General features: G+C 54.8%; 39 protein-coding genes. 15 read left to right on the top strand and 24 right to left on the bottom strand.

Going from position 1 to position 24,876, the window contains the following annotated elements; translation table 11 throughout:
• Nucleotides 1-287: 287 nt before the first annotated feature.
• The gene (locus AB4N82_RS26930) at nt 288-2,009 is read right to left on the bottom strand and encodes a DNA cytosine methyltransferase (protein WP_460103904.1); all 1,722 of its coding nucleotides are present in this window, start codon (nt 2,007-2,009) and stop codon (nt 288-290) included.
• A gap of 73 nt (nt 2,010-2,082) precedes the next feature.
• On the opposite strand from AB4N82_RS26930, the gene AB4N82_RS26925 reads away from it, so the two are divergent.
• Nucleotides 2,083-2,826 carry a hypothetical protein gene (locus AB4N82_RS26925; RefSeq protein WP_460103902.1) on the top strand — a complete coding sequence of 248 codons (744 nt, stop codon included), beginning with the start codon at nt 2,083-2,085 and terminating at the stop codon, nt 2,824-2,826.
• A gap of 580 nt (nt 2,827-3,406) precedes the next feature.
• Here the strand turns inward: AB4N82_RS26925 and AB4N82_RS26920 are convergent.
• Nucleotides 3,407-3,583 (bottom strand): hypothetical protein, encoded by a 177-nt coding sequence (locus tag AB4N82_RS26920; protein ID WP_460103900.1) that lies wholly within the window; start codon nt 3,581-3,583, stop codon nt 3,407-3,409.
• Nucleotides 3,584-3,924: 341 nt separating this feature from the next.
• Here AB4N82_RS26920 and AB4N82_RS26915 point away from each other — a divergent pair, with 341 nt between their 5' ends.
• On the top strand, nt 3,925-4,731 hold the full coding sequence (locus AB4N82_RS26915; protein ID WP_460103898.1) for a hypothetical protein: 807 nt from the start codon (nt 3,925-3,927) through the stop codon (nt 4,729-4,731).
• A 125-nt stretch (nt 4,732-4,856) separates the two neighbouring features.
• Here AB4N82_RS26915 and yejK read toward each other — a convergent pair whose 3' ends face one another.
• Nucleotides 4,857-5,864, bottom strand: a complete 1,008-nt coding sequence (gene yejK / locus AB4N82_RS26910) for a nucleoid-associated protein YejK (RefSeq protein ID WP_460103896.1) — start codon at nt 5,862-5,864, stop codon at nt 4,857-4,859.
• A gap of 99 nt (nt 5,865-5,963) precedes the next feature.
• On the opposite strand from yejK, the gene AB4N82_RS26905 reads away from it, so the two are divergent.
• Nucleotides 5,964-6,311 carry a hypothetical protein gene (locus AB4N82_RS26905; protein WP_460103895.1) on the top strand — a complete coding sequence of 116 codons (348 nt, stop codon included), beginning with the start codon at nt 5,964-5,966 and terminating at the stop codon, nt 6,309-6,311.
• Here the strand turns inward: AB4N82_RS26905 and AB4N82_RS26900 are convergent.
• The 9 genes from AB4N82_RS26900 to AB4N82_RS26860 form a co-directional block, all read right to left on the bottom strand.
• Entirely contained in the window at nt 6,306-6,674 is a 369-nt protein-coding gene (locus AB4N82_RS26900) for a hypothetical protein (protein ID WP_460103893.1), read from the bottom strand. The genes AB4N82_RS26905 and AB4N82_RS26900 overlap by 6 nt on opposite strands.
• A 69-nt stretch (nt 6,675-6,743) precedes the next feature.
• Nucleotides 6,744-7,334, bottom strand: coding sequence for a hypothetical protein (locus tag AB4N82_RS26895; protein WP_460103891.1), 591 nt, complete (start codon nt 7,332-7,334; stop codon nt 6,744-6,746).
• A 7-nt stretch (nt 7,335-7,341) separates the two neighbouring features.
• The gene (locus AB4N82_RS26890) at nt 7,342-7,905 is read right to left on the bottom strand and encodes a siphovirus Gp157 family protein (RefSeq protein WP_460103889.1); all 564 of its coding nucleotides are present in this window, start codon (nt 7,903-7,905) and stop codon (nt 7,342-7,344) included.
• Nucleotides 7,902-8,639 (bottom strand): hypothetical protein, encoded by a 738-nt coding sequence (locus AB4N82_RS26885; RefSeq protein WP_460103887.1) that lies wholly within the window; start codon nt 8,637-8,639, stop codon nt 7,902-7,904. Before AB4N82_RS26885 ends, AB4N82_RS26890 begins: the two co-directional genes overlap by 4 nt.
• 153 nt (nt 8,640-8,792) lie before the next feature.
• On the bottom strand, nt 8,793-8,987 hold the full coding sequence (locus AB4N82_RS26880; RefSeq protein ID WP_460103885.1) for a hypothetical protein: 195 nt from the start codon (nt 8,985-8,987) through the stop codon (nt 8,793-8,795).
• Entirely contained in the window at nt 8,984-9,175 is a 192-nt protein-coding gene (locus tag AB4N82_RS26875; RefSeq protein ID WP_260367165.1) for a hypothetical protein, read from the bottom strand. The genes AB4N82_RS26880 and AB4N82_RS26875 overlap by 4 nt, the downstream gene beginning before the upstream one ends.
• A complete protein-coding gene (locus tag AB4N82_RS26870; protein ID WP_460103883.1) occupies nt 9,172-9,609 on the bottom strand; it encodes a hypothetical protein in 438 nt (145 codons plus the stop codon). The genes AB4N82_RS26875 and AB4N82_RS26870 overlap by 4 nt, the downstream gene beginning before the upstream one ends.
• Nucleotides 9,610-9,769: 160 nt before the next feature.
• Nucleotides 9,770-10,090: a hypothetical protein gene (locus AB4N82_RS26865; RefSeq protein WP_158234794.1), complete on the bottom strand. Its 321-nt coding sequence runs from the start codon at nt 10,088-10,090 to the stop codon at nt 9,770-9,772.
• Nucleotides 10,091-10,347: 257 nt separating this feature from the next.
• Nucleotides 10,348-10,644, bottom strand: a complete 297-nt coding sequence (locus AB4N82_RS26860; RefSeq protein ID WP_095184961.1) for a hypothetical protein — start codon at nt 10,642-10,644, stop codon at nt 10,348-10,350.
• Nucleotides 10,645-10,782: 138 nt separating this feature from the next.
• On the opposite strand from AB4N82_RS26860, the gene AB4N82_RS26855 reads away from it, so the two are divergent.
• Entirely contained in the window at nt 10,783-11,079 is a 297-nt protein-coding gene (locus AB4N82_RS26855) for a cupin domain-containing protein (protein ID WP_095184960.1), read from the top strand.
• Nucleotides 11,080-11,154: 75 nt separating this feature from the next.
• Here AB4N82_RS26855 and AB4N82_RS26850 read toward each other — a convergent pair whose 3' ends face one another.
• From AB4N82_RS26850 to AB4N82_RS26805, 10 genes are all read right to left on the bottom strand, one after another.
• The gene (locus tag AB4N82_RS26850; protein ID WP_099601549.1) at nt 11,155-11,538 is read right to left on the bottom strand and encodes a response regulator transcription factor; all 384 of its coding nucleotides are present in this window, start codon (nt 11,536-11,538) and stop codon (nt 11,155-11,157) included.
• A gap of 670 nt (nt 11,539-12,208) precedes the next feature.
• Complete coding sequence (locus AB4N82_RS26845; RefSeq protein WP_122681634.1) at nt 12,209-12,460, bottom strand: DUF1654 domain-containing protein; 252 nt, start codon at nt 12,458-12,460, stop codon at nt 12,209-12,211.
• Nucleotides 12,461-12,631: 171 nt separating this feature from the next.
• Complete coding sequence (locus tag AB4N82_RS26840) at nt 12,632-13,042, bottom strand: VOC family protein (RefSeq protein WP_460103879.1); 411 nt, start codon at nt 13,040-13,042, stop codon at nt 12,632-12,634.
• Nucleotides 13,043-13,258: 216 nt separating this feature from the next.
• Nucleotides 13,259-13,435 carry a DUF2388 domain-containing protein gene (locus AB4N82_RS26835; RefSeq protein ID WP_460105179.1) on the bottom strand — a complete coding sequence of 59 codons (177 nt, stop codon included), beginning with the start codon at nt 13,433-13,435 and terminating at the stop codon, nt 13,259-13,261.
• A gap of 257 nt (nt 13,436-13,692) precedes the next feature.
• Nucleotides 13,693-14,124 carry a hypothetical protein gene (locus tag AB4N82_RS26830; protein WP_460103877.1) on the bottom strand — a complete coding sequence of 144 codons (432 nt, stop codon included), beginning with the start codon at nt 14,122-14,124 and terminating at the stop codon, nt 13,693-13,695.
• 257 nt (nt 14,125-14,381) lie between these two features.
• Nucleotides 14,382-14,849, bottom strand: a complete 468-nt coding sequence (locus tag AB4N82_RS26825) for a hypothetical protein (RefSeq protein WP_460105178.1) — start codon at nt 14,847-14,849, stop codon at nt 14,382-14,384.
• 91 nt (nt 14,850-14,940) lie between these two features.
• Nucleotides 14,941-15,261, bottom strand: coding sequence for a hypothetical protein (locus tag AB4N82_RS26820; protein ID WP_460103875.1), 321 nt, complete (start codon nt 15,259-15,261; stop codon nt 14,941-14,943).
• Between the two features lie 106 nt (nt 15,262-15,367).
• Entirely contained in the window at nt 15,368-15,586 is a 219-nt protein-coding gene (locus tag AB4N82_RS26815) for a hypothetical protein (protein ID WP_122753989.1), read from the bottom strand.
• Nucleotides 15,583-15,816: a hypothetical protein gene (locus AB4N82_RS26810; RefSeq protein ID WP_460103873.1), complete on the bottom strand. Its 234-nt coding sequence runs from the start codon at nt 15,814-15,816 to the stop codon at nt 15,583-15,585. The genes AB4N82_RS26815 and AB4N82_RS26810 overlap by 4 nt, the downstream gene beginning before the upstream one ends.
• Nucleotides 15,817-15,834: 18 nt before the next feature.
• Nucleotides 15,835-16,491: a LexA family protein gene (locus AB4N82_RS26805; protein ID WP_179179093.1), complete on the bottom strand. Its 657-nt coding sequence runs from the start codon at nt 16,489-16,491 to the stop codon at nt 15,835-15,837.
• Between the two features lie 109 nt (nt 16,492-16,600).
• Here AB4N82_RS26805 and AB4N82_RS26800 point away from each other — a divergent pair, with 109 nt between their 5' ends.
• From AB4N82_RS26800 to AB4N82_RS26775, 6 genes are all read left to right on the top strand, one after another.
• Entirely contained in the window at nt 16,601-16,780 is a 180-nt protein-coding gene (locus AB4N82_RS26800; protein ID WP_460103871.1) for a Cro/CI family transcriptional regulator, read from the top strand.
• A 320-nt stretch (nt 16,781-17,100) separates the two neighbouring features.
• The gene (locus AB4N82_RS26795; RefSeq protein WP_460103869.1) at nt 17,101-18,078 is read left to right on the top strand and encodes a phage replication protein; all 978 of its coding nucleotides are present in this window, start codon (nt 17,101-17,103) and stop codon (nt 18,076-18,078) included.
• On the top strand, nt 18,065-18,862 hold the full coding sequence (locus AB4N82_RS26790) for a hypothetical protein (RefSeq protein WP_122753982.1): 798 nt from the start codon (nt 18,065-18,067) through the stop codon (nt 18,860-18,862). The genes AB4N82_RS26795 and AB4N82_RS26790 overlap by 14 nt, the downstream gene beginning before the upstream one ends.
• Nucleotides 18,859-19,374 (top strand): hypothetical protein, encoded by a 516-nt coding sequence (locus tag AB4N82_RS26785; RefSeq protein WP_122681624.1) that lies wholly within the window; start codon nt 18,859-18,861, stop codon nt 19,372-19,374. Before AB4N82_RS26790 ends, AB4N82_RS26785 begins: the two co-directional genes overlap by 4 nt.
• Nucleotides 19,371-19,982, top strand: a complete 612-nt coding sequence (locus tag AB4N82_RS26780; protein WP_421560683.1) for a recombination protein NinG — start codon at nt 19,371-19,373, stop codon at nt 19,980-19,982. Before AB4N82_RS26785 ends, AB4N82_RS26780 begins: the two co-directional genes overlap by 4 nt.
• A complete protein-coding gene (locus AB4N82_RS26775; RefSeq protein ID WP_122681622.1) occupies nt 19,979-20,524 on the top strand; it encodes a hypothetical protein in 546 nt (181 codons plus the stop codon). Before AB4N82_RS26780 ends, AB4N82_RS26775 begins: the two co-directional genes overlap by 4 nt.
• Nucleotides 20,525-20,662: 138 nt before the next feature.
• Here the strand turns inward: AB4N82_RS26775 and AB4N82_RS26770 are convergent, their stop codons facing one another.
• Together AB4N82_RS26770 and AB4N82_RS26765 are read right to left on the bottom strand one after the other, a co-directional pair.
• Nucleotides 20,663-21,592: a putative bifunctional diguanylate cyclase/phosphodiesterase gene (locus AB4N82_RS26770; protein WP_460103866.1), complete on the bottom strand. Its 930-nt coding sequence runs from the start codon at nt 21,590-21,592 to the stop codon at nt 20,663-20,665.
• Between the two features lie 40 nt (nt 21,593-21,632).
• Nucleotides 21,633-22,439, bottom strand: coding sequence for a GAF domain-containing protein (locus AB4N82_RS26765; protein WP_460103864.1), 807 nt, complete (start codon nt 22,437-22,439; stop codon nt 21,633-21,635).
• Between the two features lie 387 nt (nt 22,440-22,826).
• Here AB4N82_RS26765 and AB4N82_RS26760 point away from each other — a divergent pair, with 387 nt between their 5' ends.
• From AB4N82_RS26760 to AB4N82_RS26740, 5 genes are all read left to right on the top strand, one after another.
• A complete protein-coding gene (locus AB4N82_RS26760; protein WP_099602852.1) occupies nt 22,827-23,060 on the top strand; it encodes a hypothetical protein in 234 nt (77 codons plus the stop codon).
• A gap of 132 nt (nt 23,061-23,192) precedes the next feature.
• Nucleotides 23,193-23,390, top strand: coding sequence for a hypothetical protein (locus tag AB4N82_RS26755; RefSeq protein WP_099602853.1), 198 nt, complete (start codon nt 23,193-23,195; stop codon nt 23,388-23,390).
• 649 nt (nt 23,391-24,039) lie between these two features.
• On the top strand, nt 24,040-24,372 hold the full coding sequence (locus AB4N82_RS26750) for a phage holin, lambda family (protein ID WP_032891196.1): 333 nt from the start codon (nt 24,040-24,042) through the stop codon (nt 24,370-24,372).
• Nucleotides 24,373-24,421: 49 nt separating this feature from the next.
• Entirely contained in the window at nt 24,422-24,613 is a 192-nt protein-coding gene (locus tag AB4N82_RS26745) for a hypothetical protein (protein WP_032891197.1), read from the top strand.
• On the top strand, nt 24,610-24,864 hold the full coding sequence (locus AB4N82_RS26740; protein WP_460103861.1) for a hypothetical protein: 255 nt from the start codon (nt 24,610-24,612) through the stop codon (nt 24,862-24,864). The genes AB4N82_RS26745 and AB4N82_RS26740 overlap by 4 nt, the downstream gene beginning before the upstream one ends.
• The last annotated feature ends 12 nt before the right edge of the window (nt 24,865-24,876 follow it).

Raw genomic sequence — 24,876 nt, 5'->3', positions numbered from 1 at the left:
GGGATGGTAGGATCCGATCGCCATCGGAGTATGAGCCGGTGTGGCAGGCCTTGATGATTTACTCAGCCATGGGGAGTCCTTGCCGGGCCATGCCCAGGCGGTGGAGTTGATTGATTTGAACTGCTGATTCCATCAGCTGCCGAAACAGCTACCACCCAGAGGACATAGCGATGACTGAAGAAAAGAAGAAAGAACCCGTGCAAGAAACGCCGGCTCACTCCACTGAGGAAGAGCGCGAACGCTTGAAGGACTTCAACAAGGACGGCATTCCGCCTGGTTCAAGCTGATCAGTTCACCAATTGGAGCAGTAGACGTCTGCCGATCCAGCGAACCACGGTGATGGCCTTGCTGTTGCCGATTGCCTTGTAGCGAGGGCCGTCCGGGCATTCGCTGGCAGGCTTGCCGCGCCAGGGGATCAGGGTGTAGTTGTCGGCCATGCCCTGGAGGCGCTCGCACTCCACAGGTACGAGACGGCGAACCTGGGTTGGCGCAAGCAGGGCCGGAGGCGGGCTGCAAGCGTCCAGAGAGGCCGTATATTCCTCGTACCATTTGCCAGCCCCAAGAGCTGCTGTGTGATGCAGTTTGGTGGAGTAGGCGGGGACGATTGGCTGTCCGCGCCCGGTACCGTCCTCGCTGCCATCGAAACCCTCTGCCTTCAGCGTGTGCGTGATATCCCCATTTATGCAGACGGCGACCTGGCCACCGGCGTTGGCGTGGCTGCCTGAGTGATTCATAGCCCTAAGGGTGGGTGCTATCTCACCAGCGTCAGCACCGTGATCCTTGCAGGAGAAGGCGGTAACAACGATTGGTGCCGCCCTTGACCTGTCAGCGCTTGTGGTTAACGGCCTGGCTGTTTCACTCTTGGTGAAAGTGCCCTCTTTATAGTCATCAGCGATAAAGGCCTGATCACCACCTAATGCGTGCACCACCAGCAACCCCGACTCGGCATCTTGATTGGTAGCGCTGCCAGCAGCCTTGCCGTTGGCGTTGAGTGTTCCTGCGATCAAGTGCCCGGCCTGGGCCTGGTTGTCGTCAGCCCCGCAAGTGCCAACACCGTTCGCTGTCAGCGCAGCTACTGGCTTGTCCTGAACAAAGAACGTCTCGCTGTCCAGGTCATTGCGGCCTTCGTGGTGGGTAAGAGTGCCGGACTTCTCGATAGAGCCAGACATGCGCCCGGCGCCGAAGGCGGGGATGCCGCCGAACATCGATACGGCTGGGCCGAAGTCGCCTTCGCAGCTCGGGCAGCCATAGGCACCTAACTGCTCGGGAAAGACGTATTCGCATCCTTCTCCGCACTGGAGCGCAAGGCCGAAAGGAGCTGTTCCGGTAACGTCCTGCCCCTGGCCTCGGCGCGGCGCAGTATCCCGGCGCACGCCTTCGCGCTCAAAAAGTACCTCGGTGGGATCGAATCCGTCACGAGCACTTGCGACAACGAACACACGGCGGCGTCGTTGGGCCAGGCCGAAATATTGGGCGTCCAGGACCCGCCACGCGATTGTTCTTTTGGGTCCATACACACAACCAGCGTCCTGCCATTTCTTCCCTGGAGGCTGCAACTCGCAGTCTTCCCCAGCAAGCGCGCCAAGAAAGCATCCGAAGGCGTTCCCTTTGTCGCTGAGGACGCCGGGGACGTTCTCCCAGACGATAACGCTGGCGGGTTTGCCGTTGATGGCTCGAACATAGTCAACTGCATCTGCAAGCTCCACGTATTTGATGGTGAGGGCGCCGCGCGGGTCGGTAAGGCCTTCGCGCATACCGGCAACCGAGAAGGCCTGGCACGTGGTGCCGCCGACCAGCACGTCCGGCGCCGGGATCTTGCCGGCCAGCACCAGGGTGGCCAGCTTGGTCATGTCGCCGTGGTTCGGCACGTCGGGGTAGTGGTGGGCCAGGACCGCCGAGGGGAACGGCTCAATCTCGGCGAACCAGGCTGCGCGCATGCCTAGCGGGTGCCAGGCCTGGGTAGCGGCTTCAATGCCGCTGCACACAGAGCCATAGGTGATATCGGGCATAGGGGATCGTCGCCGGCTGGCGTGAGTGATTGAAGTGAGATAGCTTGGCGCGATTATCTTGGACGGAACCGATATGAAGCGATTGTGCGCTTGGTTGGAAGAAACAATTGGTTGGTGGAAAGCTCAGAAAGTCGAATGGTATGCGGCTTATGGAACCGTTATTTATATCGGTATCATTATTCTGGTGATTGCTGCAAAACTCGATGAGTTGTTTGATTTAAAGTTAAATGAATTGGGGGACTTTTTAGCTGGTGCTTTTGGACCTGTCGCATTTCTATGGCTGGTTCTCGGGTTTCTACAGCAGGGGCGAGAGCTTAAACTCAGCTCTGACGCTTTGCGCTTACAGGCTGACGAGCTGAAAAAATCTGTGGAGCAACAATCAATAATGGCTTCTGCAGCAATAAAACAAATTGAATCGCAGTCATTAGCTTTCGATATGCAGTTGCAAGAACGTGAGAGATCAATGTCTGCGTTATTTTCGTTTGATTTTATCGATGATCCAAGCGGTAATTTCCCGAATATGGCTCATCTAAAAATGACAAATTTTGGTGGTTGGGCAAATCACGTTTATCTTCAGTTTTTACCCGCGATCGATGGGACTAGTGAATCCTACTACCCATTTTTTAGGCCGGAGCAAAGCAGAACTATTAGTGTAAATTTTAAGAATGTAGAGCCCGGCCGTAAAATAGGTCAATGTGTGGTCAAGTATATCGATCTCGATAAAGTCGCAAGGTCGGCCTTATTTAGCTATGAGGCCCTTCCTGAGAAGCGCTGGATTTTCGTCAAGACCCCCAACGAGAACGATCATGACTGGTAGGGATTGTCGCCGCTACCGCGGTGTTTTTTACGGGGATGGCGATCCTCGCCGGCTGGCGTGATTCGTTGATATGGGGTATTACGGGTGACCGGCATGGAGCCGGAAGGAGATCAATTTGAATTTTGGGATTTCACCCAGCTCTCCAGACGCTGCAACCAACCTTGAGTTTTATCGACAGGTTTTCTACGCATGGGTGTTAGTGGTCGCAGCGCTTGGCATCGCTGCCGCTGCATACGCTGGGCTGCTCAACCCCCGACCAAACGAGCCAGGCGCATGGTTCTCTCGGTCTGGAGCGCTTATTACCGTGCTTGCGATATTTGCAGAGCAGATAGTTTCAAGAATGCTTGCTCGGATGCACAACGGTATTCAACGTAAAGTCCGATGGCTTGTGTACCCGAGAACGTGCGCTTTTGCCCTGATCATTTTGGGTGCGATAGTGTGGGGCTACGGAGACTTACTGTTTTGAGGTTATGGCAGATTAGGCGCGTTGGACTTTGAAATGGAGCATCGCCTTGATGCCGCGGCAGTAATCCTGAAGATTCTCATAGGCCTTATACTTGGCCTGGCTTCAGGTTGCCGCTTACACTCGGACCAGACCTTCGCGGGCTTCCCGGTTCCAATCGAGGTTATCCCAGTCATGCTTGAGCGGCAGGACCAACCACTCTTTGAGCGGTAGGGCCTTGGCCATTTCGCCGTACTGCATTTCGTGCGTGGGGTGGTAGTTGCCGATCCGCGTCTTCAGATCTTCGTCCAGCACCACGTCTATGTAGTGGCCTCAATCTGCCAGGACGATACCTGTCTTGCCATCGTCGATTTTTGTGACTGATTACGGCGGGCATCTGACAGTGCTGCTGGAGTTTTTGCAGTTATAGATCATGGCTTTATCCAAAGCAGTAATGTTTTTGATTTTTATTTTATTTGTCAGATACTATTTGCAAGGAAAAAATGATAAGTTGGCGTGTCAATCAAGTCGTGAAGTTAAATTGTTGAAAAATAATCTTTAAGTCGAAAAGGAGAATGGCTATGGTATTTGGTCGATGGGTAAAGTCTGATGGTTCCACTTGGGCATTCAGACAGTTTAATGAATACGAGACACAGATGAATAATATGTATTGGTCAGGTGAGGCGGCCTTGCATTTTTCTATGTTTAACCTACGTAATTCACCGGTGGGGGCAACGCCGCAGGCCATTTTGAAGTCTACTGGTATAAATGCAACTAGATTTCCAAAGAAAATGGCCGAATATAATCGGCAACTGAACGATATGCGGAAATGGACAAGGGCAAGCTTTGTCATGGCTGCTGCAGGTGCATTTGAGAGCTATATTAATCGAGTAGCTTTGACGGCGTTAAAGTCTGATCCTGCATTGATATATGGAAAGACTCGCGCGATAGATGGTGTAAATTGGCTTAAGGTTGGGATAGATGTCGATCATTCAAAGTTGTTATCTGGTTTTGCAAAAGGGCCTTGGGATCAGCGCTATTCTGAGATTAAGAAAGTTTTTGGAGAGATAAATAATCTTCGCGATAATCTCAGTGAGCTGGATAAGATTAGAGTTTATAGAAATGGTGTCGGTCATGCTTTTGGTAGAACATTGGTCGATGTGCCAAATTTATTGACTAGAGATGTGGAGGATATAAGCAGCATTAGCGAGCGACGACTTCAGAAGTGGATGGGTGTAATGTCAAAGGTGGCTAAGTCGGTTGATGAGGTTTTACGGGATAATCATATAGGTAGATTTGAAGAGATTAATCATTTTCACCATTTTCTAGTTAGTAGTAAACAGTCGAAGTCGAGGGATAAAGGCTTTGTTAAAGCGTATAAAAAATGCGTTGGAAATGATATCGGTCACGCATATAGTGTTGAGTATTATCAGGAGTTAATTAAATATTACGACCGGGCATGATGGTTTTCATACGTTGAGAGCGGCAGTATTATGTTTCGCATTCTTTCTTATTGTAAGTAGGGTCTAGTTTTAAACTCCCGCGCCACGTTTCGTTAATAACGATTTCGTGGCGCGGATAACTCTAATCAGGCGCCTGCACGCTTGAGCTGATCGGTGAGGTGTGTCGGAAGGTTGCGCAGCATAAGCGTGCCGCCTGCTTCGTCAAACTTGATCTTGTCGCCCAGCAGGTGCGCTTCAAAGCTGATCGACATGCCTTCAGCCCGGCCGGTGAAACGCCGGAATTTGTTGAGCGTCTTCTTGTCCGGCGGCAGAGTCTCGGAAAGCCCGTAGTCCTTGGCCTTGATGAAGTCGTAGAAGCTGCGCGGCTGGTCTTCGTCAATCAGTCCCGACAGTTCGTCGAGGGTGATTGGCTCGCCAAGCTTGGCTTGGGCCATTGAGTAGCTGACAAGGGTGTTCGTCTTCTCCCGCGCCGATTCCTCTCCAAGATCTTCGCTTTCAACAAAGTCGCTGAACGCCTTCAGTAGCGTGCGCGTTTCGCTCGGTGCGTCGATCCCTTCCTGGCAGCCGATGAAATCGCGGAAATAGTCGTTGAGTTTGCGGCCCTGCTTACCCTTCAGGTACGAGATGTACTGCTTCGACTGGCGGTTGGTCTGCCATTCGCTGATGTTGATGCGTGCGGCCAGGCGGATGTGGTCCAGGTCCAGGCGTTTCACCGTCATCAGGGCCAGCTCTTCTGTCATGGTCACCGCTTCGGTTTCCTGCACCAGGGCGATGACCAGGTAATCGGTCAGACCTTGCTGGTAGTGGCAGAAGAGGGCGTGCCCACCGGTAGTGAGGTTCGACTCTTCCATCAGCTTGGTCAGGTGTTCGACGGCGCTGGCGCTGAATGCCAGGAAGTCGGTTACGCCGGCCAGATACTTGCCGAGCCAGCCGCTGAATGGGTAAGCGCCTGACTCTTGATGGAAGAACCCCCAGCCCTTACCGGAAGTGGCGTTGTAGCTTTCGTTGAGCTGGCTCATCAGGTCGTCGCGGGCCTGGCTTTCAACCTGCTCGGATGCGCGCAGGAACAGAATGGCCGGGCTGCCGTCGGGCTTCTTGTCGATCTTGTGGATGACGCTATGGCGTACAGGCATTTCGTTTACCTCAGGTGAGCGCCGCTCTCCGTGACCGGATGCGACAGATGTGCAAAGCTTCGTTTTCAAATTCTGAAGCCGCTAGAGAAGGGGTCTTACATGGAAGCTTGGATAGCTGGACTGCTCGGTACTCTTCTGGGAACCATAGGTTCAGTGGCTGGTATTTGGATCCAGAACCATTTTCAGGCGCGAAGGGAACGCGTAAAAATGGTCATGGAATTCGCTGTGCAAGATCGGAAAGACCTGATTGCTCATGCCAAAGAAGTTAAACAGGGTGGTCCAGTGGCCCCAGTTGCGGTATTTGCGCATTACCATGGAGAGTTATTTCGCCTCATTGAGAGTGGAAATTTCTCGAGCGATAAGTTGATGAAAATTTCACAGGAAAATGCTGAGATTTATCGCTCTGTGATGGATATGCATAAAAAACGAGTCGAGGAAGGTTTATAAATCTGGATCTACGATTTCGTCGTCAGACTCGGTCGGGTCGTCGGCGAGCGACTTCAGACCGGCGGCCCTTATGATCCGTGACACCTTTTCAGTGACTACAAAAGGTGTCGTGACACACTTGAGCATCTGGGCCTGAGTTTCGAAGTCAGCGGCGATCAGGTTGATAATCAGCCGCTGGTGAATATCCTGCTGGCTGTTGATGCCGTGGGCTTTCATAACCTTGCGAAGGTCGGCCTTGAACACCCCGGCGACTTCAACCGTAAACTTCTCGACGCCCAATACGGCGTTCTTTTCGTTCGCCTTCTCGCGCTTGCGGCGCTGCTTCAGGGCTTCCGCCGTCGGCTCCTGCTGTTCCTCGGCCATTGCCTACCTCTTCTATTCCGCTGGCCGGCAGAGCGAGCCAGGTTTGTCGTTTGCGTTGCTGGGTGCGGGCTATGCGGCGCATGAAGTTCCGCCCTGGCGCGCTTTGGGGTAGTCGATACTGTGGATGGCGATGATGCGTTCGAAGGCTTTGCTGCCGATTGCCAGCTTTCCGCAGCACTTGCGCCGGCTGATGCCCAGCTCCATGAATGCCCTTATCCGCTCGGCGAACTTCGCATCCCGCTCCTTATCAACCACGTTGTGCACCAGGTTTCGAGCACCGCCGCGGGTGGGCGCCTTGAATGTGATGTCGTACCGCGCGGCGTGGTTGTAGATCAGCCGGCGACTTACGCCCAAGGCTGCGGCGACTTCGGTCTGGGTGTGTGTGATACCTAGCTGGCGTATCTGCTCTACTAGCTTCAGGCGGGCCTGGGTACGGATGTCGTCCTTGTCGAGGGGCAGGGCATCTGCGTCAGATTTGCGCCGAACAAACGGCTTCGGCGCGGGCGGCACCTGGGGTACATATACGACGGGCTTCGGTGGCGGGGGAGGCTCGGCCACTTCGATTTCGCCGCCCGCGGCTACGAACTCGGCGACCTGGGCCGCCAGTTCATCCGAGGCCGGGCGCAGCGCCTCGACCAGGCTTAGGTGGTTGCTGATCATGTCGGCCTCACTTGATGCGGATTGAGCTGTCGCCGCGTTCGAGGTGAGCCCATTTCGGCTCCTCAAGCAGTTCGTGTTCGGCATCCTCGCCGGCAGCCATGCGCTTGCGGACCGCCTCGTTATGCTCTCGGATCTCCTTGAGCTTGGCAGCGATGGCTTTTTTGTCGGGGGTGATGCTGGATTTCACAGACGTCAGTTCGTCCGGCACCGCATCTTCGTTATCAACGATCACTCGTTCGCTGCCCATCGCCAGAGTGATGGTGAATAGCGGACGCTTGATCGACTTGATGTTGGCGGCCTCCATACTGCGGCGCAGGTAGTCGCTGATCTCCGACACGCTGTTGGATTTGATGCGCTTTAACTCAGCCAGGCGCTCAATCTCATTTTCGATGGCCGTCACGTCGCTCTCGATATTGCGGCGCAGCATGACGATGTTGTCGGCTTTGATGTTGAAGTCGCCTTGAACCTCGTCCATGGCGTGCTGCAAAGCCTCTTTCAAGCCTTCATCATCGGTGTCGGCCATGGCCTGGAGTTCGGCGAGTTTGCCGGTGAGTGCGTAGAGTTGAGTCATGCTGCTGCCTCCTTGCCTTTCTCAAGGCTGGCTTTGCGTTCTTCGAATGCGCGAGTGATACGGGCGATGAACGCTGGTTCATTACGGCGGGTAGCTTCGCGGATGTATTTCACATTCAAGGTTTTCAGTTCGTACGTAGTGACGGCCTTGCCGATGGTCTCAATTGCTGACGCGAGCCAGTCCACACGCTCCTGCTTCTGCCGAAGGATTTCAGCGTCCTTGTCGTCGGCGTTTGCGATTGCTTCCTCTTCTTTGAGTTGAGTGACATACGCGTCGTTATCGAACAGCCCGAGGAACACGTCGGCGCTGAACCCGAGCATCGAAAGCGATTTCTTGATGGCGTCGGTAAGCGATTTTTTTGGCGCTTCGCCGTCAGTGGTCATGCCGTAGGTAGTTTTGTACTGGTATCGAGTACAGCCGTATTGCTCGATCTCACCGCGCTGGCCGTCCTGCATGAACCAGAGGGCGATTTTGACTGTGTGACCAATCTCGCGACCTATGCATGTGCGTTTGTCGCTTTCGCCGATGAAAATTTCGTGGCCCTCATCGAAGCGCTCTTCGACAATCCTCCAGCCCCAGCCGATGCCGACCGGACCAAACAACTCGGTGGCCTTCATGACCATCGCGGTACCGCTCAGGCTGGTGATGTCCTGGCCGTTGACCTTGGCTTTCTTGGTGAATCTAGTGTCGGTCTTATCGACCTTGTTCCAGATATGCATGTTCTGTTCGGACATGATTGCTCTCCGCGCCACCGGAGAGGGGCGCTGTAAGTGTTTAGGAGGTGATCTGATCAGCGAGAGCGCTGAGCAACATCAGAAAGGTGAAGAGGGCAAGGACAGGGAAGGCGCCGCGCCAGATCAGCAGGCGCCGGGTACGCTGGCGTGCGGTCACGGCCGAACCCTCACCGCGATTCGGCCACCCTTCATTGTCGGCGCCAGCCGCTGCGGCAGATCCCGCACCAAGTCTTCACGCTTGCGCCCGATTAGTTCGTTGAAGGGAAGGCCGAAGCCCAAGATCGCGATGCGGCGTTCTATATCGTCGAGTTGCTCGTCGACCAGTGATTTAACCGGTGCGGTGGTCATGCGGACTCCTTGCGCTGCCTGGTGACTTTCAGCAGGCGCTGGCAGTAGTGATTGAATTCTTCGACGGTGATCACTTCGCTGGTGAGCATTCGGGTAATCATCCGCTGTACGACGACCTGGGCGCCTGGCTCGCTGGCGGGGTGCTCCAGACATTCAAGGGCCTCGTCGATCAGGATGTGAGCGCTCATAGGTCACCATCCACGTCGTCTTCGCGCTCTTCCCGTTCTGCTGCAACCGCGTCGGAGGCGTAGGGCCTGAGCAAGTCCATAGCGATCCGTTCCGCGGCTTCGATGGGGCGCTGTTCGCCCATCAGGTCCGCGGCGTGGCCGCGTGAGTCCGCTTGGCTGCCAAGGATTGAGGACAGGAACAGCCGAGCAAGTGAGTCGCGCTCGTCCAGGCCGTCGATTTGGCGCTGGTTCAGGTGGCCCTGCAGGTAAGTGCAGTACCGATCAAACGTCACCACTTGCGTTTGGCCGTTGCGACGCTTCCACTTGATGTCCATGCCGCAAACCAGCTGTTCCGCCGAATGTTCAAGCCAATCCTGTTCCGGATTCGCGTCGCTGACATCTGGAGGCAACTGAGCGTCGAATCGCTCTTGGCATAATTTCAATACTGCGCTCATGGTCGCCTCCGAGGCGGCTGCGTGGGTTAGTCGGTGTAAGCGACGTATTTGAAGTGGCCGTCTTTGAATCCCGGCATAAATAGGCCTGTCGGGCACCTGACCGGTAAGGTTGTTGGTAGTGGGTGGGGAGGTGTCTATGCGGGGGATAACTGGAAAATCGTCAATCAATAGCGCTATGATAAATTTCAGTTTTTTCAGGGAGATCAATGATGTTTTTAAAGCGAATTTCTGCAGCGCTTCTGCTATTGAGCGTTTCTTCGGTCGCAAGTACCTTGGCAAGCGCAGCAGAGGACGACACCGAAAACGCCGTCAATTTGCTGGCCATTGAAAGCCTTTGCGTCAAGGCCAATCCAGATTCGAATAGCAGCGTTGAGAACGCTTTAAATAGCGATCCGGAGACGACCGAGTCGCTTAGAGCAGAAGTTCGCCGAGTCAAATCTGATCCAGCTTCCAAAGCAAAAATCCAATCGTTGGCGTTCAATATGAGCAACTCTGTCGTCGTATCTAAGCTTCCAGATATGTGCTCGTACTACCTCCCCAAGAAGTGAGAACGCATACTTTATGCTAGGTGTCTCGCACCTGCGGGGTTGGCGTCCGACATCGTTAGAAGGCTCTCATCGCACAGTCAGCCTAAGCTGACCGCAACCGGAGCCGGGTGCCGCCCACCGTTACCGGCGCTTGCTGGCATCGATCTCGACCCAGAGCGTATTGACGATTGGCGTCCTCCATTGCTTGGGGTTAGGCGGTGGCTTTGGCTGCGATTAGCCGCTTGGCCTCAATCTCTTCGTCGAATGACAGAAGGTGAGGCGCTACTAGGTAAAGGTTGAGCAATCGTTCGCTTTCATCCGTTGACCATGTCTGGTCGGCTAAGCGTTTTTCGTCGTACTTGGCATAAGCCAAAAGAGCCGATTCGATAACTCCACTCATGGTTCTGCGCTGGATGCGACCCATCACGTCGAGCATGTACTTAACGCGGGGGCTGATTCGAACGCCGATTTGGGCGCTCCTGGTTTTTACGCCAACCTTCTTGGCCATGACTCTCTCCGTTCGTTGGTTCACCTGTATTCGTCAACACTCATGCCTCCCGCTGGTTGCCGATGGGCGCGGGGTGAGTGCTGACGGGTAGAGGTGAGGAGGGGTATAAGTAGGGAAGTTCGAAATAAGGAGTTTTCTATGTCCCTGGTGGATCTTGATTTGACCTCGAAGGCCTTGCCTCAAGCTTGGAAGTCCACCGTTCTAGGACGGGTAGGCGGCTCCAATATCAAAGTCCTGCGCATGGATGAAATGTCCGTTGAGGCAGAGGTGCATGACTACACCGAGGGCTTGCTAGTCATCTCCGGACAGTTATTGCTGGGAGTCGATGGTGAGTGCGTGCGCGTGGGAGAGGGACAAATTTATCTGGCTGAAGCTGGTGTTCCGCATGCAGTTTTGTCTGGAAGCTACGGGACACTTGTCATCATTGATGTTTGAAAGGCCGCAGGTGCCGGAACTGGCCGGCACGCAGCTGACCAGACAGTTAACGAAAGGCTGTCGTGGCTGTTTCTGTTAAGCGGTCAGCCTAGGACATTCCGCCCGGCGCACCATCCGAGCCTGAGCCATCCGTCTTTCCGGCGCCCGGCGATCACGACGCAGCGAGTCGTCACTGATCGTTGAGTGCATGGCGATCAGCGCCGCCAGTACAAAGCACACCGGCGTGATAATCTGGCGCTTCATGGCCTCAGCCACCAAGGCCGTGCGTTTCGTCACGCCCAGCTTGAACATCGCATTGGTCAGGCGCTTCTTCACGGTGCCTGCCTCTATGCCTGCCTCTCGGGCGATCTCTTTCGAGGTGAAGCCCTGGGCAATCCAAAGCAGAAACTGAAGCTCTCGCGGCGCCAGGCCACGTCCGAGGTGACCCTTCCATGCGCCGTTGATGATTGTTGCTTCCATCGTCGTTACCCTCGGTTGGTTTCCCGTTAGGCCCTGTTGCCAAGGACTATCGGTGAAACCCCCGACCTCGCTACTGGCGTCAGGCCGGGGTTGTTGCGTCAGCGGTGAGGCCCGTTGCCCGCTGCTGATTGCAGGGCTGGCCGTTCGTCTTCGTAGGTTGGCGGTGAGCTTCCTCCCCAGGGCATCAATCAGCATCTGTTCGCCTTGGATCACAGGTCCCTACAACATGCACGCTGCAGCTCGTTTGCCCGGTTAGGTGGGCAGGGTGCATGAGGTCCGGCGTTCCCAGCCGAGGCTATCGGGACCGCTAATTCTGTTCAGTTGAGTCTCCCTTCTACCGCTGGGATTCGCGGGGCGCATTGCTTGCCAGGTCATTCGCACGGTTCGAGCGTTTCGCTCTCGATCAGCCGTACAGGGTGTCCCTGTCGTGGGCGGGCTATCTGACCCGTCTGATCGCCGGTCGCCAGTAGAGGCAATGCGGTCTGTTGGTATTTCTGTATTGCGCTGACTGTTAAAGAGCGGCGCAGCTCTCGCTGCTGGCCGGCGATGTTCATTGCTGGCTTGAGTTGAATTTAAGCAAGCTGAAATAAAAGTGTCAAGCATGCTGAAATAAATAGTTCAGATTGCTGAAATTCAAGTCGATAAAAAACCCGCTCAGTGGCGGGCTCCTTTATGCGTCGCAGTACTCGCGCCAACCGATCCTGACGGCTCCGTCTTCCAGATGCTCGACTCTTATCCCGGCGGTATCGCCAATGTCTTGGATGACCTGGTGCCAGGCTTCAGGGCTTTCATCGTCGCGCCTGGAGACCTCGACCAACTGAATCCGCTGTACCCGGGGAGAGGCGATCAACCCTTGCAGGCGGCGGCCAACAAGCTCGTAGGAATTTCTCGGTTTTGGTGCGGGGTAGGGTTCCTGGTTCATGTGTAGCTCCTTGCGAATACTGTATGTATACACAGTATTTGTGCTGTCATGTATTGGCAAGAGGGCAGCAAGAAGTTTAATGCATAAATGCATATTTTATGATGGGTGCTTTCCGGCAGGAATGAAAAAGCCCGCGGTGGGCGGGCTTTAAGCGAATACGGTGAGCGTCGGCTACCCCGCCAAGTCCAAATCACCACGATGAGCGATATGTACCTTGTTGCCATCTGGATCACGTAGGTACGCACCGTAGTAGCCGTCACCATAGTGGGGACGTTGGCCAGGTTCACCTTCATCAGATCCGCCCGCAAGAAGCCCAGCTGCATAGGCGCTGTCTACCGCATTTGGAGATGGTGCGGTGAAAGCCACCATGCTGCCATTCCCTGTTCCGGCTTCATTTCGGTCATAAGGGTTGTACACATAAAAGCGAGGGAGGACGCTATTTGGCTTAATCCAGCATGCCGAGGGTGGCCCGCCATCAGGCGTTACAGGCCTACGACAGAGCCCCAGGGGGATCAGCACCGCGTCATAGAAGGTAGAGGCCTTATCAAGATCGTTTGTCCCAACGGTTACGTGACTGAACATCCTGTATTCCTACTTACGAAGGCGAGGCGTTATCGTGTCATTTTGACGGTGGGCGTGTATAGCCGTCGTTGGGTAAGTTGGGGAGGGCGAGTTTCGGCCCTCCAAATCTCAGACAAAGAAAAGCCCGCGATGGGGGGGTAGCGGGCTTAAAGGGTTTCACTAGGAGCTGGGATAACCATAGGCGCCCTACTGTGAAAAGTTCGTGAATGCTCGTGCTCAGTACGAGGTAGCGATTGCCTGTGCCAACTGCCGGTCGGTCATTAGAGGCGGCAGGTATGTCGTGCGATAAAAGCGAACTGCCTGTTCAAATTGGGCTCCGCGAATCTGACCTTCTGACCCAATGAATGCGAGCGCGTCAGCCTTAGCAGGCTTGAAGTTGTTCGATGCAAGCATGGTAAACCCGGTGGTTCCCGCAACGGTGTAGGTTGGAGCCATTAGCACTGATAGCATCGAGTTGTTATAGGAGTCATCGGACCCCTCTGAAGCATGAGCATTGATCGATACCATAAGGGCTGCAGCTACAATCTTCCATGAGTCCATTCTTCGATGCTTCCATTGCGATCTGAGTGCGCCACCATAGCAGAGCAGAGCGCTCGCCAGATACAAGAAGCCCGGCGCTGGGCCGGGCTTCGATGTAGGAGCGTCAGGGACTAACGATGCTTGTTCTTGTGTTTATGTTTGTTGTTGCCTCTGTGCTTCTTACCATCCGATCGATGACCGCTCTCATCATCCGCCAGGTTGTTTCCTAGCGCGCCACCCGCCGCGCCGCCGAGACCTGCACCGATCGTCGAGCCAGTCGTGCCGCCGAGGCGGTTACCAATGAGTGAGCCACCAGCCGAGCCGATACCGCCACCTAACGCGGCTTCCGCTCTGTTACCTTTTTGAGCGCCGACAGCACTGCCGGCTGCACCACCCACGCCTGCTCCTACCGCCGCACCAGTTGAGCCGCCGAGTTGCTGACCTACGATATTGCCAAGTGCACCACCAACGCCGCCTCCAAGAGCGGCTGTGCCATCTCCTGCAGCTAGTGCTCCTTGCGAAATGAGGGCACCCAAAAATAGGGCGGGCAGTGTCATTTTCATTTTGTGAACCTCTATGGGTTGTCAGCAGGCGCTCACGGTTAAAGCACGCCTAGCATTAAGACTAGTGCAAAAGTTTGAAGTTCTTTGCGGGAGGTGCCTGCAGGTGAATGGTTGTAACAAGATATGCCGTGATGGATTCGGCTGCGGAGGTAAGCTTTAGCGGGTACTAGGAATTCAGATGACCATAGGAGGCCGAGTGTGAATGGGCAGATAAAAGAAGCCCGGCGCTGGGCCGGGCTTATGATCTAAAAGATGCTTCAGTTCGCGAGGCTGAATACATACTTCAGCGCCAGTCCCAGAAGCGCGGAGGCTATAGCACCTATTACGATGGCACCCCCAAGGTATTTCCCCATGGTGACCTTGATGCCGTTGACATCATCGCTAACCTTTTTAGTGTCAGTTTTGATACTGCCCACATCTTTTTCAATGCGCTCAAATCGAGACTCTGAAATTTTTTCCCATGCTTTGTCGCGTTCAGCTTGGGCCGCTAAAAAGCCTGCAAATTTCTCAGACAGAGCGGCGTCACGGGCCGCCTGCTCGGCGCGGAATGATTCTTGACGAATATCAAGTTCGCGCTGCAACTGTGTATCACGAAGCGCAATCTCCTTGCGAAATTCATCAGAGCGACGCTCTTCGGATCGCTCCATTCTGTCGATACGCTTATCCATCCGCTCTTCAATAGCAGAAAGGGTAGAGCTGAGTTCTTCGCGAGTGATGTCATTCATGGCTGCAGTATTGGTCGTTTTGGCGTGATTGTCACCCCTGACGAACTGTGCTCTTGGTAAATGCGCCTCATTGAAAATTCCTTTTTCAAATTTACTCATCGTCGATTTCTACGGATTCAGGACTGTCGACCCACTCTTTGATTCTGAGAGCTCGGTGTGCACGCAGTAGGCCGCAGTTCAGGCATTCGATTTCTAGATTAAGAATCGATTTTCCATTAACGCTTAGGCCTGATTTTTTAAGGGCGCAGGTGTCATCGTCACCTTTAATGGTTGGTATTTCCCATTCGGCCGTGCCGCAAGCCGAGCACAAAGCATCCTCGCAGACCGCCTCGAAAAAGCTTACCGCCTCGTCAAATGATATTCTCAGTGGCTTAGCACCGTCATGCGATGCCACCGTCTTATCCTCGCTCACATGTATCTCCATGCGCTAGGCGCTCAATTAAATTGCTACAGCATCCCGGCACGCACAACCACACGGCTACTCGGGCTTGCTTCGATTTATTTACCTCTGCTTGACCTCATCCGCGCGCACCATAGAAGTGGTTCAGCGCTATCAGCTCAACCACAGCCACGATGGTGCAGAGCACAACGAAGCCAGGGCTGAAGACTCGCTTGCGACCTGATGAGCCCCAACAACTAGGACCCGCGTCGGAAATGAAAGGAAGCACCATGAGGAACGCTAACCAAGCCCAGACCCAATACTTGCTCCAAAAGCTTTGCTTTCGCCATGCAGTCATTTGGTCTGGCTCGAAGCCCGGCTTAACAGGCCGGCCTTCACCTCATCCGCATAGCCCACCAGCCTGTCCGCTTCTTCGTAAAGCGTACCCACCAGCCCCATCAGGGCTATGGCGTCGGCATCGCTGAGTTTTTCAGCGATCTTGCCTAGGTCGACACAGGACTGCTCAAGGTTGGAGGCTATCGCCTTAAGGTCGCGGCGCAGTAGTTGATTAGGTTTCGTGAGGGACATGGGGCCTCCTGGAACGCATCAGTAAAACTTCTGCAGCGCCTGCACTACCACGCCCACGATCCGGCAGCTCTCGTCTACCGCTTCGATTGGGTAGCTAGGGTTGAGTGGCTTCAGGAACAGCCGTCCGCCATCGCTGACAAGCTTCTTGAATGTCGCTTCATTGCTAGCTGGGAGCTTGGCCACCACCAGCTTACCTGGTGCTACTTCAGCCTCAGTGTCCACAAGGATCAGCGTGCCCTCGGTAATGCTCTGGCCGGCGGGCGCTGTCATCGAGTCACCTTTGACTGTCAGCCAGAATGCAGGGCCTTTGGAGTCGTACTCCGAAAACTCGTAGGTGTCCGAGATTCCCGCCGGGTAAGGCTCCACTGCTTCCGCCCAAGCCCCGGCGGCAACCCAGCTCACTACCGGGTAGCGGAATGATTTGGTGGGCTGGGCGGCGGGGGAAATGTTTGATTCAGAAGCATCGCGCTCATCACCTTCGCCAATGGCCAGCCACTCAGCTCGGAAGCCAGTCGCTTTCGCCAGAGAATAAAGGTTCTCCGGCCTGAGGCTTTTGCTCTCACCGGTGATCCATTGAGTGACGGCCGAATTTGCAACGCCGCAAAGCGATGCAATTTCCCCTTTCTTTTTACCGCTGACCTGTATGGCGCGGGCGATGCGTTCGTGTCTTTCCATGTACTCAATATTAAGTTAACTGAATTTAAGCATGCAGTAGGGGAAAAACGCCGTTGATGCCACAACTTAAGCATGCTTAAATTGCGACAGGCTCGAACGAGGATGCGCAATGAATACGCATGAGGTCGCCGAATTCTTCGGCAGCAAGACGAAGCTGGCACTCGCTTTGGGCATCCGTCCAAGCGCAGTGAGCATGTGGGGGGAAACGATCCCCGAATCCCGGCAGTACCAGATCCAAGTCCTTTCCAAGGGCAAGTTCAAGGCGACAAAGAAAGACCAAGCCGCCTGACAGGCAAGCCCTGCTGCCCATGTAGCCAGTATCGGCCCATGCGGTCTGCGAGGTAAGAAACCTGATGTCGCTGGAGTTTTATCCAGTAGTTTTTGAAAAGGCGAAACGGGGAGTAGGGCGGGGAGGTTGGCGCTTCGGCGCTGAATTACAGCCACAAAAAAGCCGACGGTCGAGGTCGGCTAATTCGATAACACGTTGTGAGGCCGATTATATGGAAACCCAGCCACATATCAATAGCTCTACCAATCTCGCGCCACGTTTTGCGCAATCTGAAAACGTGGCGCGCATTTGCTCGTATATCTTTTTCCCGGCGGTCTGACATGCAATACACCGTCACGATTAACCAGGTGAAGGCGCTGGAGTGGGGGCTGAATTCTCAACAGGCCCTGCTGTTCGCCTTCGTCTACGGCTGCCCGAGCTGGACCAAGCCAATCAAGACCGATGACGGGATCTTCTTCGTGCTCAGCAAGGCCAAGATCATTGAGGAACTGCCGCTTCTCACTGATAAGCCGGACACCGCTTACCGCATGCTGAAGGCCCTGGAAGAGGCCGGTTTGATTGAGCTTTCCTGCACTTCGAACATCACGCTTTTTCGTCTCACCGAGAAGGCCGTCGAGTGGAACCAAAAGCTTGATGGGTCGGAAAAATATCCGACCCCGCCAAAAAACAAAGGTCGGAAAAATATCCGATCTACCTCGGATAAATCTCCGAGCAAGGTCGGAAAAAAATCCGAGCAAGGGTCGGATAAATCTCCGACAAATCAGGATACCAATCATCAGGGTACCAGTCAGGACACCAGTCAGGACTTGCAGGACGCTACCGGCAAGCCGGCTCAGTCCCGCGGCTTGGTGCTGGTGGTTGATCGTACCGACGCTCCACGGGTTGAGATTCCCGCCGATATGCCGGGGCCCAAGGACCAGACCTGCAAAACCTTCAAGGTGTGGGCGAACTACGCCATGGCATACCGCAAACGCTACAGCGCCTGGCCGGTGTGGAACGCCAAGGTCGGTGGCCAGCTAGGCCAACTCGTCGACCGCCTCGGCTCCGATGTTGCCCACCACGTCGCGGCCCACTTCCTGAAAACCAGCGATGCCGCCGTCCTGCGCAAGTGCCATAGCCTCAACGAGCTGCTGGCCAACGCCGAGAGCTACCACACCCAGTGGGTTACCGGGCAGCGTGTCAACGGCACAACCGCCCGCCAGATGGAAAGGACCGAGGCAAACCTCTCCGCAGCCGAGCAGGCAGCCCAGATTGTTCTGGCCAAACGCCAAGCAGGTGACCGCAATGAATACCTCTGAAATGAACGACCAACAGGTCGCCGGTCTTGCCGCCGCCATATGCGCGACGGCCGAGGCCATGGGCCAGGAAATGAACCCTGGTACCGCCGCCATGATGGCCGAAGACCTTTGTGCTTACCCGGTGCCAGTCGTCAAAGCCGCGCTGAAGGCTTGCCGTTTCGAAGTGAAGGGCAAGCTGGCGATGGCTGACATCCTGCAGCGTGTCCAGACCTCCGACGGCCGCCCTGGGAAGGATGAGGCCTGGGCCATCGCCATGACCACCAACGATGAATTTGAAACCGTGGTGCTGACCGACGAGATCCAGCTGGCCCTGGCCGCTGCGAAACCCATCTTGGATGGCGGCGACAAAATCGGCGCGCGCATGGCGTTCATCGACGCCTACCAGCGGTTTGTGAGCCAAGCCCGCGAGGACGCGAAGCCGGTCAACTGGCATGTGTCCGTAGGCTTCGACGCCAACCGCCGTATCCAGGCTGTGACCAAGGCGATGGAGCTGAAACGCATTCCTCGTGAGCACGGCCAGAAGTACCTGGCAGACCTTAGCGCCGAGCCCATTACCGAGGGCGGACGTGCTATCGCCGGCCTGCTCACTGGCAACGTTACCCGGCCAGAGCCGGCCATTCGCCAGAAGCTGGAGCTGGTGAAGAGCTCGATGATGGAAATGCGGAAGGCCAGTGCTGAGCGGAAAACTGAAATGCGGATTGATGCGGCAAATGAGTTGGCGGATCGCCGGGCGCTACTGATCAAGCAGGCCCAGGAACTGGAAGCGAAGAGGGCAGCACAATGACCAAGTCAGCGAAGCCGCGCCCAATGCCCGTTTACCTGGTTCTGCGCCGCCTGGTAGATCCCGCCACCGGCAAGGAGGTCGCCGCGTTCGTGCCGTCCTCCGATGCTGACCGTTCGATCCTCCGCGAGCGGGATTTCCGGATCAACACGAAGATCCGCGCCGACCTCAAGCAGCCGCGTAACCCACGGTTCAATGGCTTGGTCCACGGCTTGGGCCGGGTACTGAGCCAGAACATTGACCGGTTTTCCGGCAAGCAGTCCCACGACGCAATCAAGGCCCTGCAGCTGGAGTCGGGCGTGTACTGCGACGAGGAGCTGTTCGACATTCCAGGTCTGGGCCAGCTCACCCGCAAGACACCCCGAAGCCTTTCCTACGACTCGATGGGGGAGGAGACATTCCAAGACTTCTGGCGTCAGTGCTGCGCGTACTTGGTGCTGCGCGACTGGCCAACCCTCACGGAAGAGCGACTGACCGAGATGGCCGAGTTCGAAGCATTCAAGGAGGCAGCATGAAGCGCACCCCACTACAGCGAAAAACCCCACTTCAATCCGGTCTACCGCGGCGCAAGCGCTGCCCAGAGTGCCGAGTAATGTTCACGCGCTCCAGAGAATCGCAGGTTGTGTGCGGGGAGATCGAGTGCGCGATCGCATACGGCAAGTCCGAGAAGGGGCGAGCTATCGCCGGGAAGGCCCTGGCAGAAGTAGGGCGCCGGCAGATTAAGGTCCGCAAGGAGAAGCTGAAGAGTAGGGCGGATCACCTCAAAGACACGCAGCAGGCCTTCAACGCCTGGGTGCGCGCCCGTGACGCTGAGCTTCCATGCGTGAGCTGCGGCCGCCACCACCAGGGCAAGTATGACGCTGGCCATTACCGGACCGTGGGGAGCAATCCGGCCCTGCGCTTCGAGCCGAAGAATTGCCACCGCCAGTGTTCGCCGTGCAACACCCGGCTTTCCGGGAACATCGTTAATTACCGCATTGAGCTGGTGAAGCGTATCGGCGCCGAGGCTGTCGAGTGGCTGGAAGGCCCTCATGAGGCCAAGAAGTACACCGTGGAAGAGTTGAAGGCGATGACAGCCGACTACCGGGCAAAGACTAGAGAACTGAAGAGGGCCGTCGCATGACCTATCGCAACGTTGTTTCAGCAGTAGTTCGAGCCCTCGCGGCCGAGACCATCACTTCCGCCGGCGGCTGCGACTTTGAGCCCAAGGTGCAGTGCGCCAAGCAGAAGGGGGAGATCGTTGGCAAGGAGGCAGCATTTCTGCAGGACTGCTGGGTGTTCGGTCGGCTACATAAGGCGTTGACCCCGGCTCACTGGCGGGTGCTCGTTGCGAAGTACTCGACGCACCAGGAGCGCAAGCACGACGCCATTCTGGAGATGCTTAACTCGGTGCGCACGCCGGCGCCGAAACGCTTCCGGGAATGCGCTGTGCTGACCTGGGCCATTCCGCAAGTGGCGGGGGCTGAGGGCAAGCGCTCCGCCGCGGTGCTGCCGGCTGCCTGGTACGACATAGCCAACTGGGATAACGACGGCAAGCCGGAATCGACTCGGTATCGGTGGCGGTCATCCATACGAAAAGCTTTGGATCGTCAGATGAATGAGGCGCTGGTGGCCGCTCAAGAGCTCCTTGACGCGGAGGGGCTAATTGAGACGTTCGCTGCATAATAAATTGCCGCGGCGATGAACTGGAAAGATGGCCTATCTGACCCACAGCTTTGTGAGATGGGCGGGAGCTGGAAACGAGCTTCCCGCCGACAAGTTCTAATGAATTAAAAGGACTCAGTACCTGGCTCTGTAATCCGATCACATGGCCGCGTTAAAACCACCTTGCTCCAGCCATTCTTCTAGTGGTTTCGCTTTCAGGGGAGGTGTGAATAGGTATCCCTGCGCCTCTGAACACCCCCAGAGCGTGATTAGATCTAAGATACTTTTTGTCTCGACTCCCTCTGCTACGACTCGATACCCTAACCCTCTCGCAAGCTCGATTAGTGTCTCAACTAACCTCTTATCTTTTTCGTTTGTGTCCAGATTACTGATCAGTGACTGGTCTAGTTTTACCGTACTTACCGGAAGTTGCCTTAGGTATGTCCAGTTGCTGTAGCCAGTGCCGAAGTCGTCCACGGAAATATCAATGCCTAACCCACGGGCGCGCTCTAGCTGAGTAATAACTGCCTTTGGGTCTGACATGTGCATACTTTCAGTAAATTCAAGTTCTAGATTTTTTGGTAGGAGTGCACCTTCATTTATGTACTCTGTGATTTTGTTTACGAATTTTGAGTTTTCAAGATCACTGACAGTCACATTCATGGAGATTCGTAACTCAATACCTTTGCTCCTCCATACTTTCGCTTGGGAAACTACGGCATGAAGTACCCAAAAGGTAATCGAATGCATCAATGCAGTTTTCTCTGCCAATGGTATAAATTCTGCAGGGCTGATAGGTCCGAGCGTAGGGTGATTCCACCGGATCAAGGCTTCAACACTTTCACATGCTAGGCTAGGTAACCTGACTTTGGGCTGGAAAACTAGGCTCAGTTGATTTCCAGATCGAACGGCGTCAGGCAAGGAACTCAGTAGCACAAATGCTCGCTGCTGAGCTGCGTCCAACTCAGGCTGATACATTGTCCATCCCAAGTTTCGAACTCTGGCGTCGTCGGCAGCGCCTACCACCAAGCGTAGCCAGTCTCTCTCTTCTGCATCAGCGATCTTCAAAACTCCAATGCCTGGCTGCATAGGTATTGGAATTCCTTGACAATCAACCGGTTCACCAAAGTTAGAAAGAATCCCAAGGCAGAGGCGCTCGACCGGCTCGCCAGCTTTCAAAAAGAAACCCAAAACGTGTGGGGCTAATTTTGTAAAGAAGATAATCTTTAGGTAGTAAAGACTGAAGTCGAGTCTTTACGTCGAGCATTAATTTTTGAGAGAAGCTGTAACCAAGTGCTTTTACTACGTCATTCAAAAATTTCGGCGATATTACGTCCACCGCAAAAAGGTAATGCTGAATGCCGCTGGAGCTTGCCAGGCGGATATCTTCTTCCAATCTAAGTCGATTGAAAAGTCCAGTAGGCTGATCAATAAAATTCCGAGACCGTAAGCCTGTGATCCTCATTACAAAGATTTGAGCAAAATAAACGAGCATTCCCGCATCTCGCTTGCTCATTGGTTCTCGAGCTGAAGTATCTATTATGCATAGGCTGCCCAAGGAGAAACCATCACTTGTGAGAAGTGGTGCGCTAGCGTAGTAGCGAATGAAGGGCGGGCCGGTGACCATAGGGTTATCTTTGAAGCGCTCATCATCTCGCGCGTCCAAAACCTCTAACGGCTTTCTGTCGCGTAGCGAGTGGGCACAGAACGAAACGTCCCGTGGTGTAGTGTGTTCTTCAATCCCAATCCGAGCCCTGAACCATTGGCGGTGCTTATCGACAATAGAAATTAGCGCGATGGGAGCACTGAAGTATTCTGAAGTCATCGAAATCATTTTTTCGAAGACTTCATCGTCTTGTTCATTTTGCGGGCACAGGGCCTCAACGCGTTTTAAGCGTTCTGCTTCGTACTCAGGAAAATGGGCGTTTACGTCCATAATTAACCTCGTGTATCACGACCATATGGCTAAACGGTATCAGATCCCCTGCAGGCCTACGACTTCATTTACCTATCGCTCCAATAGGTTAGACCCGGTCACACGTATGGCGCATACGCCGGATACGACTGTTTTACCGTTCGAAAGGGTGTAGGCAGAAATTTGGAAAGCCCTGGATAGGTTTTAATCGGCGGAGCTACAAGCAAAATTCGGATATCCAAAAAATGTTGCACTGAGTGAGAAAATGAGAGATTATTTATTCATCCTATCGATCTTGCGCGTTAGGGAATTGCACTGCAAAGCCCGGCTAATATGTCGGGCTTTTTGTTGCTCTCAGTTTGTCCAGAGTCGAAAATAGAGATTCCGACTATAAGCTGGGAGAGCGTCATGGTTTTGCGTGGCATGGCACAGATGCATGTCGACGACTTGGCGGAACGGTTCAAGAAGTTGGTTGTAGGGCAGGCTGGCAACGCGGATATTCAGTTTGCGTGGGTTGTTTTTTATCAGGGCCGAATGTTCGGGGCTTATTCAACGGCCGAGCTAGCGCTCGAGAAAATAACTGACATTGAGCACTGCATTAGCATCGACGAGGCCCCGGTCCCTCAAGCCTCAATTAACTGAAGTTTTTACTAAGCCTCGCCTACAGCGGGGCTTTTTGCTTTCCACCGTTCGTCCAGTGCTCGGCAAGCGCTGTGACATGCCGACTACTCTGATTATGCGCGGTTGTTTCGAGCGTTTGAAGGGAGAGACAGCATGGACATTAATAAGAGTGCCCCAGGCAATATTTCGCAGCAGGAAGTGACGCGCGGCACGGACAACGAAGCGGGTTACGACCCTCGTCGTGGCGAGCGCGAGATCCTGCCGCCTCAGAATGACGATCCCTCCCTCGAAGAGGATATGTCGGACGTGGACGCGGCCGATTCAGTGGCGAGCGAGCACCCCGACAACTGATTGAAATATCAATAAAAAACCCGGACAAAGCGCCGGGTTTTTTATTCGCAAACTTTGCGTGTTAGAGCTGCGGCAGCCCCCCCGCGGTTTTATCCAGCTTTATTCCAGCGGACCTGCGTTACTCCCAGCTTGTCAGCAATTTTTAATATTGAGTCCCGAGACAGGCCGATCGGTATCCAATATTCAGGGCCCTCACCAGCGTGTCTTGTGGCCATGCGAATCGCAGCGTCTTCGCTGAATGTCGTTGCGTTCGTATAGAAGTGCTCCGGCTCCCCATCGTGTAGATAGTGGATTTTATAGGGTACTAACTTTTTCATTGGAGCCTCTTGGCCAAAGCCATACCCAAAAAGGGTCGATCCTAAGTATCTGGAATTCAGAGAGGTCTGCCGGGATATGAGGCCGAGAGAGATGGTGGCGCCTGAACTGCGGGTGGTTCTATTTTCTTGCTGGTTAAATTATGACCGTTAGGCCTACGGTTCGTGCGCTTTACGATCAATCTATATTTTCACGGACTCGACATTGATCGGGGTCTTTTCGTTTTCGGCCCCGCCACACCCTTCGCACTGAGCAGGGAGTGCCGCCGGGGATGATTCAAATCTGCAGGTCATGGCCTGTAATATTCATAACTCCCTGACGGGGAGGAACCGAGATGTCCAACATGCCAGACAAACCAGACACATGGGCGATTGCGCTTGCGTGGTTGAGCCAGCATTCGCCAATCCTCTATGCGGCTGCGCTGTCCTGCGCCATGGCTGTCCTGCGTATCACCTACGGTGGTGGTACACGACGCCAGATGCTGGTGGAGGGCGCTATTTGTGGCGGCCTCACCTTGACGATCATCAGCGGCCTGGACTTCTTCGGCCTGCCCCAAAGCATGGCCACCTTCGCAGGTGGATGGGTAGGCTTCCTGGGTGTGGAGAAGATCCGGTCAATTGCTGACCGCGTGACTGACTTCAAGCTGCCAGGTCGCAAGGTCGATTAATCCGCGCCACGTTTTCGAATGCGCCAAATCGTGGCGCGAGGTTTAGTAAATGAGCAACGTCAGCCGGCTGCGACACGTGCTACCAATGAGCCCGGACATCAACGCTGCGGTCGGCGCTCTCGACAAGGCTATTGCCGATGCTGTGGATGCTGCCAAGGCTGCCGGTTTGCCTCAGGGCCTGGTCGTCAGCCTGCTTCACGGGCACGCCCATGCACAGACACACCAAATGGTGACCGAATGACCGTCAAGGTACTGGAGTTCAAGCGGGAGGACTGGCGAGACGCTGCTAAAACCCTGCGCAAGATCGCCGATGACCTCGATGCCGGGGAGCATCCCGAGTGCACGGTAGGTGCCTTGACGCTGATCGGCGCGAAGGGGGAGGTGGCCGTGTTCGGCCTCGGACCTAAGTGCGACGACCTGCAATGCCTCGGTGCCATGCGCTTGGGCGAGCAGAAGTTGATTGATGTGCTACTGGATAACGCGGAAGGGTAAGTGTGCCGCAGG

The organism is Pseudomonas sp. H1_D04 (assembly GCF_054683855.1).
Note: the sequence above shows the minus strand (reverse complement) of the source record. Positions and strands in the feature narration are given on the sequence as shown.

What these genes read in the sequence shown, in the direction of transcription:
- AB4N82_RS26930 (WP_460103904.1), bottom strand. Translation starts at nt 2,009, where the DNA reads ATGCCCGATATCACCTATGGCTCTGTGTGCAGCGGCATTGAAGCCGCT.
- AB4N82_RS26925 (WP_460103902.1), top strand. Translation starts at nt 2,083, where the DNA reads ATGAAGCGATTGTGCGCTTGGTTGGAAGAAACAATTGGTTGGTGGAAA.
- AB4N82_RS26915 (WP_460103898.1), top strand. Translation starts at nt 3,925, where the DNA reads ATGAATAATATGTATTGGTCAGGTGAGGCGGCCTTGCATTTTTCTATG.
- yejK (WP_460103896.1), bottom strand. Translation starts at nt 5,864, where the DNA reads ATGCCTGTACGCCATAGCGTCATCCACAAGATCGACAAGAAGCCCGAC.
- AB4N82_RS26905 (WP_460103895.1), top strand. Translation starts at nt 5,964, where the DNA reads ATGGAAGCTTGGATAGCTGGACTGCTCGGTACTCTTCTGGGAACCATA.
- AB4N82_RS26900 (WP_460103893.1), bottom strand. Translation starts at nt 6,674, where the DNA reads ATGGCCGAGGAACAGCAGGAGCCGACGGCGGAAGCCCTGAAGCAGCGC.
- AB4N82_RS26895 (WP_460103891.1), bottom strand. Translation starts at nt 7,334, where the DNA reads ATGATCAGCAACCACCTAAGCCTGGTCGAGGCGCTGCGCCCGGCCTCG.
- AB4N82_RS26890 (WP_460103889.1), bottom strand. Translation starts at nt 7,905, where the DNA reads ATGACTCAACTCTACGCACTCACCGGCAAACTCGCCGAACTCCAGGCC.
- AB4N82_RS26885 (WP_460103887.1), bottom strand. Translation starts at nt 8,639, where the DNA reads ATGTCCGAACAGAACATGCATATCTGGAACAAGGTCGATAAGACCGAC.
- AB4N82_RS26880 (WP_460103885.1), bottom strand. Translation starts at nt 8,987, where the DNA reads ATGACCACCGCACCGGTTAAATCACTGGTCGACGAGCAACTCGACGAT.
- AB4N82_RS26875 (WP_260367165.1), bottom strand. Translation starts at nt 9,175, where the DNA reads ATGAGCGCTCACATCCTGATCGACGAGGCCCTTGAATGTCTGGAGCAC.
- AB4N82_RS26870 (WP_460103883.1), bottom strand. Translation starts at nt 9,609, where the DNA reads ATGAGCGCAGTATTGAAATTATGCCAAGAGCGATTCGACGCTCAGTTG.
- AB4N82_RS26860 (WP_095184961.1), bottom strand. Translation starts at nt 10,644, where the DNA reads ATGGCCAAGAAGGTTGGCGTAAAAACCAGGAGCGCCCAAATCGGCGTT.
- AB4N82_RS26855 (WP_095184960.1), top strand. Translation starts at nt 10,783, where the DNA reads ATGTCCCTGGTGGATCTTGATTTGACCTCGAAGGCCTTGCCTCAAGCT.
- AB4N82_RS26850 (WP_099601549.1), bottom strand. Translation starts at nt 11,538, where the DNA reads ATGGAAGCAACAATCATCAACGGCGCATGGAAGGGTCACCTCGGACGT.
- AB4N82_RS26845 (WP_122681634.1), bottom strand. Translation starts at nt 12,460, where the DNA reads ATGAACCAGGAACCCTACCCCGCACCAAAACCGAGAAATTCCTACGAG.
- AB4N82_RS26840 (WP_460103879.1), bottom strand. Translation starts at nt 13,042, where the DNA reads ATGTTCAGTCACGTAACCGTTGGGACAAACGATCTTGATAAGGCCTCT.
- AB4N82_RS26835 (WP_460105179.1), bottom strand. Translation starts at nt 13,435, where the DNA reads ATGCTTGCATCGAACAACTTCAAGCCTGCTAAGGCTGACGCGCTCGCA.
- AB4N82_RS26830 (WP_460103877.1), bottom strand. Translation starts at nt 14,124, where the DNA reads ATGAAAATGACACTGCCCGCCCTATTTTTGGGTGCCCTCATTTCGCAA.
- AB4N82_RS26825 (WP_460105178.1), bottom strand. Translation starts at nt 14,849, where the DNA reads ATGAATGACATCACTCGCGAAGAACTCAGCTCTACCCTTTCTGCTATT.
- AB4N82_RS26815 (WP_122753989.1), bottom strand. Translation starts at nt 15,586, where the DNA reads ATGACTGCATGGCGAAAGCAAAGCTTTTGGAGCAAGTATTGGGTCTGG.
- AB4N82_RS26810 (WP_460103873.1), bottom strand. Translation starts at nt 15,816, where the DNA reads ATGTCCCTCACGAAACCTAATCAACTACTGCGCCGCGACCTTAAGGCG.
- AB4N82_RS26805 (WP_179179093.1), bottom strand. Translation starts at nt 16,491, where the DNA reads ATGGAAAGACACGAACGCATCGCCCGCGCCATACAGGTCAGCGGTAAA.
- AB4N82_RS26800 (WP_460103871.1), top strand. Translation starts at nt 16,601, where the DNA reads ATGAATACGCATGAGGTCGCCGAATTCTTCGGCAGCAAGACGAAGCTG.
- AB4N82_RS26795 (WP_460103869.1), top strand. Translation starts at nt 17,101, where the DNA reads ATGCAATACACCGTCACGATTAACCAGGTGAAGGCGCTGGAGTGGGGG.
- AB4N82_RS26790 (WP_122753982.1), top strand. Translation starts at nt 18,065, where the DNA reads ATGAATACCTCTGAAATGAACGACCAACAGGTCGCCGGTCTTGCCGCC.
- AB4N82_RS26785 (WP_122681624.1), top strand. Translation starts at nt 18,859, where the DNA reads ATGACCAAGTCAGCGAAGCCGCGCCCAATGCCCGTTTACCTGGTTCTG.
- AB4N82_RS26780 (WP_421560683.1), top strand. Translation starts at nt 19,371, where the DNA reads ATGAAGCGCACCCCACTACAGCGAAAAACCCCACTTCAATCCGGTCTA.
- AB4N82_RS26775 (WP_122681622.1), top strand. Translation starts at nt 19,979, where the DNA reads ATGACCTATCGCAACGTTGTTTCAGCAGTAGTTCGAGCCCTCGCGGCC.
- AB4N82_RS26770 (WP_460103866.1), bottom strand. Translation starts at nt 21,592, where the DNA reads ATGCAGCCAGGCATTGGAGTTTTGAAGATCGCTGATGCAGAAGAGAGA.
- AB4N82_RS26765 (WP_460103864.1), bottom strand. Translation starts at nt 22,439, where the DNA reads ATGGACGTAAACGCCCATTTTCCTGAGTACGAAGCAGAACGCTTAAAA.
- AB4N82_RS26760 (WP_099602852.1), top strand. Translation starts at nt 22,827, where the DNA reads ATGGTTTTGCGTGGCATGGCACAGATGCATGTCGACGACTTGGCGGAA.
- AB4N82_RS26755 (WP_099602853.1), top strand. Translation starts at nt 23,193, where the DNA reads ATGGACATTAATAAGAGTGCCCCAGGCAATATTTCGCAGCAGGAAGTG.
- AB4N82_RS26750 (WP_032891196.1), top strand. Translation starts at nt 24,040, where the DNA reads ATGTCCAACATGCCAGACAAACCAGACACATGGGCGATTGCGCTTGCG.
- AB4N82_RS26745 (WP_032891197.1), top strand. Translation starts at nt 24,422, where the DNA reads ATGAGCAACGTCAGCCGGCTGCGACACGTGCTACCAATGAGCCCGGAC.
- AB4N82_RS26740 (WP_460103861.1), top strand. Translation starts at nt 24,610, where the DNA reads ATGACCGTCAAGGTACTGGAGTTCAAGCGGGAGGACTGGCGAGACGCT.